This window comes from Halobacillus sp. A1 (assembly GCF_024189295.1).
In the GTDB taxonomy this organism is placed as follows: Bacteria; Bacillota; Bacilli; order Bacillales; family Halobacillaceae; genus Halobacillus_A.
The window spans coordinates 53,895-68,566 of sequence record NZ_JAIZEN010000010.1 but is presented as its reverse complement, the minus strand read 5'-3'; the positions used below and the strand labels follow the sequence as shown (position 1 = coordinate 68,566).

At 41.7% G+C, this 14,672-nt stretch carries 11 protein-coding genes, 1 riboswitch and 1 other annotated feature; of the genes, 3 read left to right on the top strand and 8 right to left on the bottom strand.

Annotated elements, in window-relative coordinates; genetic code table 11:
- The first annotated feature begins 988 nt into the window (after window positions 1–988).
- Window positions 989–2,176, top strand: a complete 1,188-nt coding sequence (locus LF817_RS12070) for a M14 family metallopeptidase (protein ID WP_253936078.1) — start codon at window positions 989–991, stop codon at window positions 2,174–2,176.
- 215 nt (window positions 2,177–2,391) lie between these two features.
- On the opposite strand, the gene LF817_RS12065 is transcribed toward LF817_RS12070, so the two are convergent.
- From LF817_RS12065 to LF817_RS12050, 4 genes are all read right to left on the bottom strand, one after another.
- Window positions 2,392–2,751, bottom strand: coding sequence for a hypothetical protein (locus LF817_RS12065; RefSeq protein WP_253936077.1), 360 nt, complete (start codon window positions 2,749–2,751; stop codon window positions 2,392–2,394).
- Between the two features lie 111 nt (window positions 2,752–2,862).
- A complete protein-coding gene (locus LF817_RS12060) occupies window positions 2,863–4,032 on the bottom strand; it encodes an acetyl-CoA C-acyltransferase (protein ID WP_253936076.1) in 1,170 nt (389 codons plus the stop codon).
- Between the two features lie 88 nt (window positions 4,033–4,120).
- Window positions 4,121–4,222, bottom strand: a riboswitch (SAM riboswitch).
- Between the two features lie 95 nt (window positions 4,223–4,317).
- A complete protein-coding gene (gene argH / locus LF817_RS12055; RefSeq protein ID WP_253936075.1) occupies window positions 4,318–5,688 on the bottom strand; it encodes an argininosuccinate lyase in 1,371 nt (456 codons plus the stop codon).
- Window positions 5,681–6,919 carry an argininosuccinate synthase gene (locus LF817_RS12050; RefSeq protein WP_253936074.1) on the bottom strand — a complete coding sequence of 413 codons (1,239 nt, stop codon included), beginning with the start codon at window positions 6,917–6,919 and terminating at the stop codon, window positions 5,681–5,683. Before LF817_RS12050 ends, argH begins: the two co-directional genes overlap by 8 nt.
- Before the next feature lie 62 nt (window positions 6,920–6,981).
- Window positions 6,982–7,199 (bottom strand) — a binding site (T-box leader).
- Between the two features lie 948 nt (window positions 7,200–8,147).
- Between LF817_RS12050 and LF817_RS12045 the strand changes: the two genes are divergently transcribed.
- Window positions 8,148–8,375, top strand: a complete 228-nt coding sequence (locus tag LF817_RS12045; RefSeq protein WP_253936073.1) for a hypothetical protein — start codon at window positions 8,148–8,150, stop codon at window positions 8,373–8,375.
- A gap of 895 nt (window positions 8,376–9,270) precedes the next feature.
- On the opposite strand, the gene LF817_RS12040 is transcribed toward LF817_RS12045, so the two are convergent.
- Window positions 9,271–10,005 carry a class I SAM-dependent DNA methyltransferase gene (locus tag LF817_RS12040; protein ID WP_253936072.1) on the bottom strand — a complete coding sequence of 245 codons (735 nt, stop codon included), beginning with the start codon at window positions 10,003–10,005 and terminating at the stop codon, window positions 9,271–9,273.
- A 215-nt stretch (window positions 10,006–10,220) separates the two neighbouring features.
- Here LF817_RS12040 and LF817_RS12035 point away from each other — a divergent pair, with 215 nt between their 5' ends.
- Window positions 10,221–11,639 carry an MDR family MFS transporter gene (locus LF817_RS12035; protein ID WP_253936071.1) on the top strand — a complete coding sequence of 473 codons (1,419 nt, stop codon included), beginning with the start codon at window positions 10,221–10,223 and terminating at the stop codon, window positions 11,637–11,639.
- 52 nt (window positions 11,640–11,691) lie between these two features.
- On the opposite strand, the gene LF817_RS12030 is transcribed toward LF817_RS12035, so the two are convergent.
- The 3 genes from LF817_RS12030 to LF817_RS12020 form a co-directional block, all read right to left on the bottom strand.
- The gene (locus tag LF817_RS12030) at window positions 11,692–11,874 is read right to left on the bottom strand and encodes a hypothetical protein (protein ID WP_253936070.1); all 183 of its coding nucleotides are present in this window, start codon (window positions 11,872–11,874) and stop codon (window positions 11,692–11,694) included.
- Window positions 11,875–12,007: 133 nt separating this feature from the next.
- A complete protein-coding gene (locus LF817_RS12025; protein ID WP_253936069.1) occupies window positions 12,008–13,648 on the bottom strand; it encodes an aryl-sulfate sulfotransferase in 1,641 nt (546 codons plus the stop codon).
- Between the two features lie 204 nt (window positions 13,649–13,852).
- Window positions 13,853–14,662, bottom strand: coding sequence for a multinuclear nonheme iron-dependent oxidase (locus LF817_RS12020; protein WP_253936068.1), 810 nt, complete (start codon window positions 14,660–14,662; stop codon window positions 13,853–13,855).
- Between the last annotated feature and the right edge of the window lie 10 nt (window positions 14,663–14,672).

Sequence of the window (14,672 nt, the reverse complement as noted above, 5' to 3'; positions counted from 1 at the left end):
TTTAAAAACCATATAATAAGATAGCTATGTTAAAGGTTGCTGTTGATATTGATAAGTGAGTGATTCAACAATATGGCAGGATAGCGGAAGACTCGGTTTCGAGACATTTGGTGAGTGGATCAGGGCGGCGGGGAATGGCTCGCTTTCCGTGGGAGCGCGGTGAGCTTCCTCGGACGTCCCGTCCTGCGGGATCTCACCAAGCACTCTCTTCCCACAGGAGTCTCCCCATTCCCCGCCGCCCCTCACTATATATGCTCTTCTCGGAATCCTCTTAACAAGAAAACTTTTAATAAAGAGAGAGCTTAACACTCCAGTGCAACGGTTAAAATGTTTTATTTAAAAACTCCACAAGTATAATTTAGTTTACTTGCCTTCCTGAGCAAGGTGGATGAGAAAATGATGACATTCCAATCCTTTCCCAACTCAACACATAGCGACGAGGAGCCTTCCTTCACTTCTGCGCGGTAAGGAATCATCGAGTCCCTCAGTTCTTCTTGTTTCCTTTATTTCTGCCAGCCCATTCCATACGCCGGTGACCTTTTACAAAGGAAAACTCGAAAGCTTTCCAACCACACCATCCGATAGAGGTTTGAAACGAACCCTTTTATCAAGAAAGAAGGTCTTCTATATGCCTGTCGTGTGAGAAGATAGCGCTTTACATCAAGGTTTATAAAATAGGACACTTGTCATGATAATCAGCAAATGTTTGCTTTTTCTTGAAGCGATTTCGAGATACTTATTGGGCAGAGGGGCGGAGGGAAACGGGGAGACTCCTGGGGGAAGAGCGGGACAGGTGAGACCCCGGAGAGCGAAGCTCGAGGAGGCTCAGCGCCCGCCCCCCGGAAAGCGATCCGTTTCCCGGAGCTCCTAGTTTCTCATTGTGTCTCGAAACTGAGTGTTCCACTAAAGAGAGATTATATGAATATCAACACGGGACTTTAACAAAGTCAATAAGATGGAAATCTGATCGTGAGGAGGTCGGCAATTCGTGGAGATTCAGATACGTAGAGGTGACACCCTCTGGTCTATATCCAATACATTCAACGTTCCCCTCCCCCTTATCATTCACTCAAATCCAACTGCCAATCCTAACACATTATCAATTGGCCAAACGATACAAATACCTGGCTATCGTATAACGACATATACGATAAAGTCGGGGGATTCATTTTATAAAATTGCTACGAAAGAAAGAATTTCTGTAGACAGTTTAATGTTGGTGAACCCTGGCATGGTGCCAACTGCCCTTCAAATAGGTCAGCAGATAAGAATACCACGAAGAGTCACTACGACAATTATTGACCCAAGGCAAAATTACGACTCTGGCATCCTTGCTTCAGACTTAGAAGCATTAGCCACGTTATATCCATTTATGAGGCAGAGGACCATCGGCAATAGTGTAATGGGAAAAGACCTTATAGAACTACAAATTGGAAACGGGGAAAGAATTGTTCACTGGAATGGAGCTTTTCATGCCAATGAATGGATCACTACCCCTGTCATTATGGAATTTGTAAATTCTTATTTATTGGCTCTTACTAACAATGAAACGATTCGTGGAAGAGCTATGCTGCCATTTTATGATCAAGTCACATTGTCCGTTGTCCCAATGGTAGATCCTGATGGTGTAGACCTCGTACTTAACGGACCACCTGAAGGTAATTTCGGAGAAGAAGCACTGGCTATCAATGGGGGAAGCCCCGATTTCAGTGGTTGGAAAGCGAACATTCGCGGGGTTGACTTAAATAATCAATTCCCTGCCAAATGGGAAGTAGAAGCAGAGCGCAAACCTAAATCCCCCGCCCCCCGTGATTTTCCGGGCTACGCTCCCCTGACAGAACCTGAAAGCATTGCCATGGCAGAATTAGCAGGCGAACTTTCTTTTGATAAGATGCTCGCTTTCCATACTCAAGGTGAGGTGATCTTTTGGGGTTTCGAAAATTTAGAACCCCCTCGTTCCCGTACGATTGTCAATGAATTTTCCAGAGTGAGCGGATACGAACCCATCCGGTATGTAGACAGTTTTGCAGGTTATAAAGATTGGTTCATTCAAGATTTCCGCGAACCAGGTTTCACTGTGGAGCTTGGGCAAGGTATCAATCCCTTACCCATCGGGCAGTTCGATGAAATTTACCAGAAAACCCTGGGAATTTTTTTAGCAAGTATGTATATGTAGCGATGGAGCACTAACGAACTAACTGGCTCCAACCATTTCAAAAAGTGTTACTGCACCGTCACGGGCTGTGGAGCAAATTCTCGACAGCCTTTTTTTATTTAGCGGAATGAAATACCGTGACACCGATGAAGATCGCGGGAACAAGAAAAAAGCTTATAGAAAAACCGGAGTTTCCCTACAAGCTTCAGCAGTGTCTAAAAGCACTATAAATAACTTTAAATTTTATCTTGGTCCATATGACCGTCGTGATTTTTCAGGATAGAAAGAGCTTCCTGATACTCGTCATCTTTAACATCAAAATGAAGTAAATAGGTCAAATGCTCAACATCTGTCGGGGTATCTTCTCTAGAGGTGTTCTTATCAGATTTCAAAAAATCACCGAAACCCGCAACTCCTCCGGCAGCTACTCCCCCACTTGATTGGCTTTGATTCAATACAGGAACGACTCCAGTTAAACGCGACTGTTCAGGAATAGGTTCTACCATTTCGTTTTGCGTAGATAGCTTTTGTAATTCAGCTTTTGCACTTTCGCCATCATTTTCCGTACGAAAGAATGCTTCAATATGCTTAGTCATTACTTCAATCCTCTCCTAAAAAAGTTAGTGTAAGGTTTCATACCTCTAATAGTACGTATTCCCAAAAACACCATAACTATAACTTATTAGGAAAATACAGACAGCCTCCTATTACTTCCATTCCGAAGGCACTTCTACTAAAACAGCGAATCCTTGGCCGCCTCCACCGCATAGAGATGCGATGCCTCGTCCTCCGCCACGTCGTTTTAATTCATGCACCACCGTTAACACAAGCCTGAAACCAGTCCCTCCGAGAGGGTGTCCAAGAGCGATGGCACCACCGTTGACATTCACTTTGCCAGGATCAAGCTCTAACTCTTTCATGCTTGCAATGGCAACACTCGCAAAAGCTTCATTTATCTCATAAAGGTCAATATCATCTTTACCCAGCCCATTCCGCCTTAACAGCTTAGAAATAGCATCTGACGGTTTCGTGTGAAGACTAGAATCCGGGCCCGCTGTTTCTGACCACCCGATGATACGAGCAAGTGGTGTCTTTCCAATTTGCTTGGCATACTCTTCAGAAGCCACCACACCTACACTGGCCCCATCGGACATTTGAGAAGCATTCCCTGCCGTGACCGTTCCATTTTTACGAAAAGCCGGTCTCAATGTGCTCAGCTTTTCATAGCTGGAATTTGGGCGTATGCCTTCATCTTCAGAAATTTTCTCTTTTCCCGCTTGCACACTGATAATTTCTCCCTCAAAATTTCCTTTTTGCTGAGCATCAGCTGCCTTCAGATGAGAGTTCAGAGCAAATTCATCTTGTTCTTCACGTGTGACCTCATATTTTTCATTTTGTTGATCCGTCAGCTCTCCCATAGACGAATCCGTCAAGGAACACCATAGGCCGTCATTTATTAATGAGTCCGTAAATTCAATAGGTCCCGCTCCTGAACCATTTCTGAGGGTACTTACGTGGGGAGCATTCGTCATAGAGTCAAAGCCGCCTGCAACATATATCTCACCTTCACCTAAGTGGATCCTCCTGGTGGCATCAGCTACAGAAGCCAGTCCCCCTAAACATACATTGTTAATGGTAATCGCGGGGACGGACCATGAGATGTCAGATTGCACAGCAACAGCACGAGCGGGGTTCTGCCCCTGCCCTGCTTGAAGAACTTGAGCTAGAATCACTCCATCCGCTTCTTTCGTTTCCGGAACCCGCTGCGCCAATTCTTTCACTGCCTGGACACCCAAATCCTTTGCACTTAATTTAGTTAATGCGCCCTTCCATTTACCAAAAGGCGTTCTGACACCATCTAAAATAACAACACTCATCAAACGTACCTCCTCTTAATGAACAAAAACTTTCATTCCACACAAAAGCCTCTTTCAACATGAAAGAGGCAGAAGATTATGCTTCACCTTCTCATCTATCGGATCAAAATCCGTTGGAAGTAGCACCGTGTCTAAAGACCGGTTGCCGGGCGTCAAAGGGCCAATTCCCTCAGCCTGCTCTAAATAAGAGTAGTAAATACAAAGTATGAAGTTATTAGTCATGATACAAACCAAGAATTGGAAAGTCAACAATATTTAGATTATTCCCCAAAAAGACCCACATCATTATAAATGTTTTTTAGCGAGCACAAGCTGTTCCTTAACCTGTTCAAAACCAGTGCCGCCCTCGCTTGAGCGAGCAGCCACCACATTGTCTGGGGCTAACTTTTCGTAAATATCATTTTCAAACAAATCCGAGAACTTTTTGTATTCTTCCAACGTTAAGTCAAGCAAATATTTTTTATTCTCGATGGCGTAAAGTACTACCTGTCCAATCACCTCATGCGCTTGACGGAATGGAAGGCCCTTTACGGCTAAATAATCAGCGATATCCGTCGCATTGGAATAATCTTCATTTACCGCCTGACGCATATTGTCAGATTTGACTTCCATAGATGCAAGCATCGGAGCCAGCAGTGATAACGCACCATCAAGTGTTTCCACTGTATCAAACATTCCTTCTTTATCTTCCTGCATATCTTTGTTATAAGCAAGCGGAAGACCTTTCAGCAACGTTAGCAGCCCTATCAGGTTTCCATAAATACGGCCCGTTTTCCCGCGAAGCAGCTCAGGCACATCCGGATTTTTCTTCTGAGGCATAATGCTGGAACCCGTACAAAACGCATCATCCAGCTCCACAAAATTGAATTCCTGGCTTCCCCAAAGAATCAATTCTTCAGAAAGTCTTGAAATATGGGTGATTAAAATAGAAGAAATCGACAAAAATTCCAAAATGAAATCCCGATCGCTGACTGCGTCTAATGAGTTTGGATAAACGTTCTCAAATCCGAGCGACTCAGCTGCCATTTTTCTATCGACTGGATATGGCGTTCCTGCAAGAGCCGCCGCCCCTAGTGGGGACCAATCGATTCGTTTAATACTATCCTGCAGACGCTCCTTATCACGCTCGAACATCCAGAAGTAGGCTAATAAATGGTGCGCGAAGGAAACAGGCTGGGCGCGCTGCAAGTGGGTATACCCAGGGATGATCGTATCCACATGCTGTTCCGCCTGATCTGCAAGGGACTTCTGCACTGATTCAAGCAGATTGATTAGATGCTTCGTCTTTTCTTTCAAATATAAATGCATATCAGTAGCCACTTGATCATTACGGCTTCTTCCCGTATGAAGCTTGCCTCCAACAGGACCAATTTCATCAATAAGGAGCTTTTCGATATTCATGTGAATATCTTCATGAGCTACCGAAAATTCAACTTCCTCATTTTCGATTTTCTTTTGTATAGTCTGCAGGCCTTCTTTGATTTGAGCAGCTTCCTCTTCCGCGATGATGCCGCACTTGCCAAGCATTTCTACGTGAGCCTGGCTGCCCTGTATATCTTGTAATGCTAATTTAACGTCAAAACCGATCGAAGAGGTATACTCTTCGACCAGTTTATCCGTCGGTTTTGTAAATCTTCCACCCCAAAGCTTACTCATTCATACTCACCGGCACTTTCTTTGCTTTAATTGCTTCTGCCTTATGGACATCAGCGTTTACCTTTGTCGGCAGCCCCCATAGTTTAATGAATCCTACGGCTGCATTGTGGTCAAAGGCATCGTCTTTAGAATACGTAGAAAGCTCTTCATTGTAAAGACTGACAGGGGATTTTTTGCCAGTAACGTTGTAGTGACCTTTGAAAAGCTTCACTTTGACCGTACCAGTCACAACATCCTGTGTCTCTTCAATAAAAGCCTGCAGCGCTGGCTGCAATGGTGAATACCATAAGCCGTCGTAAATCATCTTGGACATTTGCTGTTCCACATTGACTTTATATTGAGAAACTTCTCTCGTTAGTGTCAGGAATTCAAGTTCTTTATGCGCGTTAATCAGAATCATCGCTGCAGGATTTTCATAAACTTCTCTTGATTTGATGCCTACTAGACGATTTTCCGTATGATCAATACGGCCGACTCCATGCAACCCGCCTAAATCATTTAATTTCTCAATAAGAGCAACAAGATCCATCGGCTTTCCATTAAGAGCGATCGGCACGCCTTTTTCAAATTCCAGTTCAATAGTATCTGGAGTATCTGGTGTTTTTTCTATCGGATTCGTCCATGCATATGCAGCTTCCGGTGCTTCCATCCAAGGATCTTCCAGAACACCTGCTTCACAAGCACGCCCCCAAATATTCGCATCAATAGAGAAAGGATTCTCAAGATTTACAGGAATCGGAATTCCTTTTTCCTCTGCATATTTGATCTGCTCATCACGTGTCATACCCCATTCTCTTACAGGTGCGATGACCTCCAAGTCAGGATTTAACGCCTGGATTGAAACCTCGAATCTTACCTGGTCATTCCCTTTCCCAGTACATCCGTGCGCCACTGCCACTGCGCCTTCCTGTTCAGCTACGTCGACAAGAAGTTTTGAAATTAAAGGACGAGACAATGCTGAGGATAAAGGATATTTACCTTCATAAAGTGCGTTCGCTTTTAAAGCTGGCATAAGATAATCTTTAGCAAGCATCTCTTTTGCATCTACCATGATCGCCTTAATAGCTCCGACATCCAGCGCTTTCTGGCGAATGGTCTCAAGATCCTTCCCTTCGCCCACATCAAGTCCAAGAGCAATTACATCATACCCGTATTTCTCTTGAATCCATTTCACCGAAATCGATGTGTCCAGTCCGCCTGAATATGCTAATACTACTTTTGGTTTTGTCATAGTAAATGCCTCCTTGTGTAATTTCCGTATATTTTCCACTAAAAAAGTCCGTCTCTTACCATGTAAGAGACGGACTTTATAACCTTTGTCCGCGGTACCACTCTAATTGTCTATGAAAATAGACCAACTCGATGCTGTTAACGGGGGCTCCCGGCTTCGGCTACTTAATTCACCAAAACTTCTCTGAAGTGCGGTTCAATGCGTTTTGAATACCAGGCTTCCACCACTCCCGGCTCGCTTACATTCTCTTCACATTTACTCTCTTCGTCTTCGAATCTGTTTTTTGTTGTTACTGTATTTTTATTACTAATTGTTTATAATTATACATAGATATTTTTAGAAGTCAACGGGTAGCAATTATTTTTTTGAAAGATTATGTTTTCAAAGAATTTAAGCGGTTATAAAGGTATTTCAGTCCTTGGAGGGAGTAACCCTTGAAGCTTTTTTTCTGACCTTTGCTCATTCCAGCGAGGAAGATTTATACGTGTATATACGGTCGGTACTTAAAAAAAGGAAACGGAAATGAATCCTAACGAGGGTACGATTACTATCGAAATTACTATTGTGTATAGCCAATTTATAACAAATTACTTCATAGTTTGAAGAAGTATTGGTATTAAAACAACCAAAGGCTCATTCTTTTTTCGACCGAACCTTTTAAAATGTGCAATTCAAGTTGTTCAACTAAAGCTCCCTATAGTGGAAGACTCAGTTTCGAGACCTAATGAGAATCCAGGGGCTCCGGGAAACGGATCGCTTTCCCGGAGCCCCTTTGCCATATAAGTTTCTCGAAACAGCTTCAAGAAAAGATGAACATTGATGTTCGTATGGTGGATGTCTAATATGCTGCCATGTTAAAAAACTTGCTGTAGAGCGCTATATTCTCACCGGACAGTCCTATAGAAGACGCTGCTTCTTGGTAAAATTTTTTTTCATTTACTTTGCATGGGGTGGTTGAGAAGCTGCTTGAATTCTTAAGTAAAAAAGCGCTAAAGCTTGATAGCACTCCAGTGGTCTATGCCAATTTTTCAGGTAGCTTACTTATTTAATTTCTCTTAATGTTGGTCCATGAGAACTAATTTCTAAGTTCCGTCTCTCACATTTAAATGAGGTGGTTTTAGGAATGGGCGAGACTCCTAGCTTTGAAAGCGGAAGCGCTTTGGTCAGCGGCGTATGGACTGGACTGAGCTGGCGGAGATAAAGGAAACACGAAGAACGGAGTGATTCGATGTTGACTTATCGTACAGAAGTGAAGGAAGTCTCAGTAGCCGCTAAGCGCTGGAGCTGGATAACCCCCCATAATGTTTATGAACTCATTCACGCTCTATACTATTCAGGTGTAAGAGGTGGGAAGAGAGTGATTGGTGAGATCCCGGAAGGCGAAGCTGAGGAAGCTCACTGCACTCCCACGGAAAGCGAGTCCATTCCTAAAACCACCTTCCTCTCATCACGATGACGGAACAGCAAAGAACCCACAGGAAAGCGAGTAGCTTCCCAACAACCCCTGACTCTTAATAGGGTAACGAACCCTGGTCATCTCTAAACTGAGTCTTAAAGTATCCTGCCAGTTTGTTTAACATCATTTTTCCACAGTCTCTATTTCCAATATTAAAGGATACAAAAAGTTATGTAACCTTCCCATTTACTGGAGGTTATAAACTTAGTACAAAATGTTTTAAAAACTATGATCCTTTCTGTTCTTGATAATGGCAGCGCACCATCCTTCATCTTTTAAAGAAAATCGCCATATATTCCCACTTACACCATTCAAGTCGCGTTTCTTTCAAAATACTCCAATATCCATTTCATCGGACGGTATAAAGACAAAAAGGCTTACGCAAACTCGATTTCTTCAGAAGATTGTAGATATTTTTGTTGTTTATTTTTTTTGAAATGACGGTATACCCTACTATACGAGTTAATAAATCCATCATGGAGGAGATTAAAAATGAAAATCAAAGTAAGCAATTGGAGGATGTTATCTAAGCAGGAACAGTTGTATATTTTACGTAAGATCAGTCAGCAGCCTCAGCTTTTAGCCGCCCGTTAATGAAGTGCAGTAAATCTTCGAAGAAAGTAAGTCATCTATCATCTTTTTAGCCAGGCACTTATTAATGGAAGATGGTTTAGAAAAAGCGATTATCAAGAAATTCTAAATTCCTTAATCATTCTTGTAATACGCAAATCCAATTTTCAACAACTCAGTCATTAACATCCCTTTTTCTATCAGGCTATTAACCTGCAAAATCCATCTTCCCTGCAATTAACCGGTTTCCTCTACTATATCTCTCCCTGCCGCCAGTTCTACATATCCGTCCGCCCTGGTCAATCAAGTCATTACCTGCTATTTACTATGCTATTGAACAGGAAAATATTAAAAATAGTGGTACTCTCATTCGTCTTTTATATTCTTCTAAGGTATCAAAGTAGATCGCTTCAGGCGCCCCCTCTCTGACATCGATTATTTTAAAACCAGTTTGATAAAGCATTTGGAAGTAATCTTCAAAAGGTCTATGAAATTTAATGACTTTTTTGCCAATCCATATTTTTTCCCTTTTCCCTCTAAGAAAATAATCATCCACCACCCAGTCTGTGCGCTGGGTATTTTCGTTTGCACTTTTCTCGGAAGCTGTCAACGTAGGATGCTGGACACTGAACACGAACACCCCATCTTTTTTCATTGCACGTTTTATTTCATTGAAAAGAAGAGGCAGTGTTTCTATGTAATGCAAAACCATCCTTGAAACGATGATGTCGTATTTCCTTCCATCAGACCTCCACTCTTCCAATCTTTTATTTTCGAGGATGCTACTCGTCCCGTTCAGGTTATTTGATGCTTCTTTGATCATATTCAATGAACCATCTATCCCTCTGAACGTTTGACAGCCTCGTTCTATTAATTCGATTCCAAAGCGGCCGTCACCGCATCCCAAATCCAATATGTGCTTGTTCTTAATATCTTTTATCAATTCAAAAATGATCGGTTTCTCTATTGCATTATTCGGACTTTCTTTACGATTCCTTCGTCTTAAATAGTTTTGAAAGAAATTATTATTTTCATATACAGCTGGTCCATAGAACTCCATACTACCCCTCCTTATTAACCTCTTATTTATATAAACATTCGTTTCAGTGCTTTACGATTCCTGCCCTCAAGTACCTAATCTATGAACCTATGATTTTTCTAATCAACATAGTTGTATCCTGCTTATGGTAGGCGTATAATTTTTCATTAGGTCTCTAACTAAATTCATTAGTAAGTAAATTTAATAGATTAATACATAGAAAAGGAGGACTGTTCATGTCACAGGACTACAATAAAGTATTAATAGCAGGGCTGCTTATTGCCGGGTCATTTATCACTATTCTGAACCAGACGTTAATGATTACAGCCATCCCTCCTATTATGGAAGAAATGAATATATCTGCGAATACAGGTCAATGGCTGACCACTGTTTTCATGCTTGTTAATGGAATTATGATTCCTATCAGTGCCTTTTTAATAGAGAGGTTTACCACCCGTCAGTTATTTATGACGGCCATGAGTATTTTTGCAGTAGGTACCGTCATTGGTGGAATTGCTCCTAACTTCGAAATTTTACTGTTGGGAAGAGTTATTCAATCTGCTGGAGCAGGGGTCATGCTCCCGTTGATGCAAACTGTATTCCTTTTGATTTTCCCTGTTCATAAACGTGGGGCGGCAATGGGTTATATTGGACTTGTTATTTCCTTTGCACCAGCGATCGGACCTGCTCTATCCGGCTGGGTGACAGCCAATTACACGTGGCGATACCTCTTCTGGTTCATATTGCCGCTTGCTATTATCATCATCATCGTGGCTTATTATATTTTGAAAAATGTTACTGAACTGAAACGGCCAAAAGTGGATATCCTCTCGATTATTTTATCTTCGATCGGCTTTGGAAGTCTTCTTTACGGTTTTACAAGCGCCGGCAATAATGGGTGGGGAAGTCCAATAACAGTCAGTGTGCTTCTGCTCGGGATCGTGACATTGCTATTCTTCATCCTGCGCCAGCTGAAAATGCACCACCCTATGCTCGAATTCAGGGTATTCAAATTACGCACCTTTACGATTACTACGATTATAGCGATGATCGTATTCATGGGATTGATTGGTGCAGAAACCCTGATTCCGCTCTATATGCAGAATATGCGTGATTTCACTGCGTTTGAATCAGGGTTGGTACTACTTCCCGGTGCAGTGATTTCAGGATTGATGTCACCGATTACCGGCCGTATTTTTGATAAGATAGGGGCTCGTTTCCTTGCGATTACCGGATTGATTCTCATTACAGGGGCGTCACTTGCACTTTCATTTTTAGATACGACGACAACGCTGACTTTCTTAACCGTAATGTATGCTATTAGAATGTTCGGCCTTTCTATGGTCATGATGCCGGTTACTACAGCGGGTCTGAATGAATTACCGCAAAAGCTGATCCCTCACGGAGCGGCTATGAGCAATACGATGAGACAAATTGCAGCATCCATTGGAACAGCGATTTTAGTGACTGTTATGACGACAACCGCTCAAACAACTGCCCAGCAACAAAGCGTCTCAAACCCAGATATTCACGGAGTCAACGTCGCTTTTCTAGTCGTTACAGCCCTCTCATTCATCGGTATTATTCTATCTATCTTCATTAAAAGAACATCACCTCCTACTGATGAAGAATGGGATAACCGTGAGAAGAAATAATGTTAAAAAGGACTTGAGCTATTTAAAGCTCAAGTCCTTTTTATCACTCTCATTAATCGTCTTCTTCATCATCTTCTTCATCTTCGTCGGATTCACTATCTTCCATGTCTTCCTGTTCCATATCTTCTTCCATGTTGTCTTCCGTATCATTATCCTCTTGATCTTCGCCACCACAAGCAGTAAGCAGACTCATAGCAAACAGTATTGTACCTAGTTTCAGCAGCCAATTTTTCATATAAATATGCACCTCCAGTTAATAACTTACATAAATAGCCTAACAATACATTATTAACCACTTTCCTGTTTTATGTAAATATTCACATAAAACAGGAAGGTGTTAAGTTTTAGTCCGTTCTCATTTACATCATTCATTCACTCCATTCAATCTCCCAATTTTCTGGATAAAGAGGCATACGCTCCGAGCGATACACCTGTCGGCTTTCACCTTCTTTGAAACCAGTCACCTTCAATTCATAAACAACTTCCGCTTCTTGATCATCTGTCGTTTCTAAGATACGGCTGTGCAGCTCGTCTCCATCTTCAAATGCATGACCGGAAGTAATTAAACGGTTCCCTGTTTCTTGCAGATAATCAGCATCACCGACGATATTTGAGAAAAAGTCTTTGCCGCGTTCTTCTCCATAAGACCAAACTTCCTCCACCGTCATTTCCTCTGTATTGATCCGGTATTGCACGGCACGGCTGTACTCCTCGCTCGTCTCTTCATCTCCTCTTATAACAGCAATATTATTATCAAATAGCAAGACATCCATTGTATTTTCCTGTTCATCCTGATCTGGAAGCGTCATGATCGCATGAGGTCCTCCAGGAAATTTGAAATCTTCTCCTTGAGGCTCTAGTAATTTATCTTCAAGTTCTTCGGGCCATCCTTCATGTGCAGCTAATATCCAGTCAATTTCCCCTTCAGGATAACTCATATCAATAATCGCATCCTGGTGGCGGCTCGAAACAAGTATATCGTCTCCGGTGTCGTCATACCACACGGCATTTTGATGGAACCAATCTCCCTCTTCAGCTGATGCGCCATCATAATCTTCATAAACTTGTTCGGGAAAAATGTCTCTCATATTCAGCTCATCGACCATTTCCCCTGATTGCCTGTCAATTTCGACCATATCATCTTCTATATAACCGGAACCATCATGATCAGTGGCCAGAAAGTTATCATTAGGTAATTCTATGACATCATGATGAACCACTCCCCAACTATCAAAATTCGTCACATCAATATAAGAACCAAACGATACTTGACCAAGCATATCCATTTCTAAAATCAAATTGTACTGATTGGACTGCTCCACTTTTTGTGTCAAAAATACGAGTTTATCATTTTCCAACCTTTGAAATACGTGGCTGTTCGGCAAGGAAGAATACCAGCGTACGTCTCCCATCGAATCAATACCATATGCATATCCACCACTTGGGATAATAAAGGTTAAACCTTTTTCCATCTTTTCCTGCTGAGCTTCAATAACTTCGTTTTCTAAAAAGTCGTCAGGCAGAGGGTCTGTATTAATGGAAATATTACTTTCAATTATTTCTCCATCTTCTGTCTCCCCTTCTAAAACCACTGTGTTTTCCTGATCAGGATACAACCCTAAAATTGGGATTTTATGTTCATTATTGAATCCTTCAATTTTCTTGGAGATATTCTGTTCTTCACTTTCACCTTCTACAGTAACAGTGATCTCCTGAGATTCATCCGTATCAAAAATGGCCAAAGCAGTCAGGGGAGCTACACCATAGGGGTCGTCAACTACTAAAGGTTCCTCTAAGTCATATTCACCTTCACTATAAGTAGTTTGAATAAGACTTTCCGCATGGTTCTGCTCTTCCATAAGTTCATTATCTCCTTCAACCGTTCGTTCTCCATCACCTGCTCCTCCACTTGCTTGTTCAGCGGTCTGCTGTTCACTTAAATTAAGTATTAATATGATTCCGCCTGTAATAAGCGCTCCTATTAATACTCCTATAATGATCTTTTTCAACACATCACCCCTTTTTTAAAAGTCACCTAGTCAAAAATATAACGTTTATGTAATGCAGCAAATAATATGGAAAGAATGTACTGGTTTTCTAGTGGGATTGAACTAGATACTTTACTAAACCCTAAATATTGATCATTCAAACTAAAATACCAAAGAAAAACAAATACAACTTGCGTATTTGTTTTTCTTTGGTATTTTGTTGATTTACTTTTTGACCAAATCATATAATCTTGGCACTTGTTCCTCTATGACTTTTGCATCCGTCCTCCACTCAAAAATAGGACCAACCCCTCCATATTCGAAAGAGGCGGCCCATGGCTCCGCCCATAACCCTTGTTTAATGTTTTTCATAGTCCACTGAGCCAACTTCCAGTCCTCCTCTGTCATCGGCATACTATCTCTATATTTTCCTTCCTTTTTTTGAATTCCTGTAATATGTAATTCTTTCAGTCGATCCATAGGAAAACGGCTAAGATAGTCATACACATCTTCCCCTGAGAAATGGCAGGTCATTTGCGCGTGGGCGATATCCAGAAGCAGGCCGCATTTTGTTTCATAAACGATGTCAGAAATAAGCTCTGGAGTGACGATGGCAAGTAGCATGTCACTATTTAAATCGTGATACACCACATTTTCAAGGATAATTCGTTCTGCACCAAAACGATCTACCGCCAGCCCTATATCTTTTGTCACTAGGTTCATTATCTTTTTGATATCCTCCTTATTTAAACTGCCGCTGCTGATGGATGGGAAATCTTTTGAATGAGCGACCAAGTGTAAATTGATATATGGAGTATTTGTTTGTGCAGCTAATTGTTCTACTTTATTCCAATCCGATGACCCTAACTTATCTTCCCCTGCATTCAAGTCAAAATGCACATAAGCAGGCCTGCTTTTTTCTGCAGTTTGAATAAGCTGGTCATCAAAGTCAGGGCATTTGAAGAGATCAAAATCAATTAAGGATTTTTCAGCTAATTGCTGGGCTTCTGGTGAATAGTTGACGGCAAACCTCATAGAAACACCC

Bases quoted from the DNA above. Each gene is read 5' to 3' on its own strand.
- LF817_RS12050 (WP_253936074.1), bottom strand. From the start codon at position 6,919: ATGACAAAACCAAAAGTAGTATTAGCATATTCAGGCGGACTGGACACA.
- LF817_RS12030 (WP_253936070.1), bottom strand. From the start codon at position 11,874: ATGAAAAATTGGCTGCTGAAACTAGGTACAATACTGTTTGCTATGAGT.
- argH (WP_253936075.1), bottom strand. From the start codon at position 5,688: ATGAGTAAGCTTTGGGGTGGAAGATTTACAAAACCGACGGATAAACTG.
- LF817_RS12035 (WP_253936071.1), top strand. From the start codon at position 10,221: ATGTCACAGGACTACAATAAAGTATTAATAGCAGGGCTGCTTATTGCC.
- LF817_RS12045 (WP_253936073.1), top strand. From the start codon at position 8,148: ATGTTGACTTATCGTACAGAAGTGAAGGAAGTCTCAGTAGCCGCTAAG.
- LF817_RS12060 (WP_253936076.1), bottom strand. From the start codon at position 4,032: ATGAGTGTTGTTATTTTAGATGGTGTCAGAACGCCTTTTGGTAAATGG.
- LF817_RS12065 (WP_253936077.1), bottom strand. From the start codon at position 2,751: ATGACTAAGCATATTGAAGCATTCTTTCGTACGGAAAATGATGGCGAA.
- LF817_RS12020 (WP_253936068.1), bottom strand. From the start codon at position 14,662: ATGAGGTTTGCCGTCAACTATTCACCAGAAGCCCAGCAATTAGCTGAA.
- LF817_RS12040 (WP_253936072.1), bottom strand. From the start codon at position 10,005: ATGGAGTTCTATGGACCAGCTGTATATGAAAATAATAATTTCTTTCAA.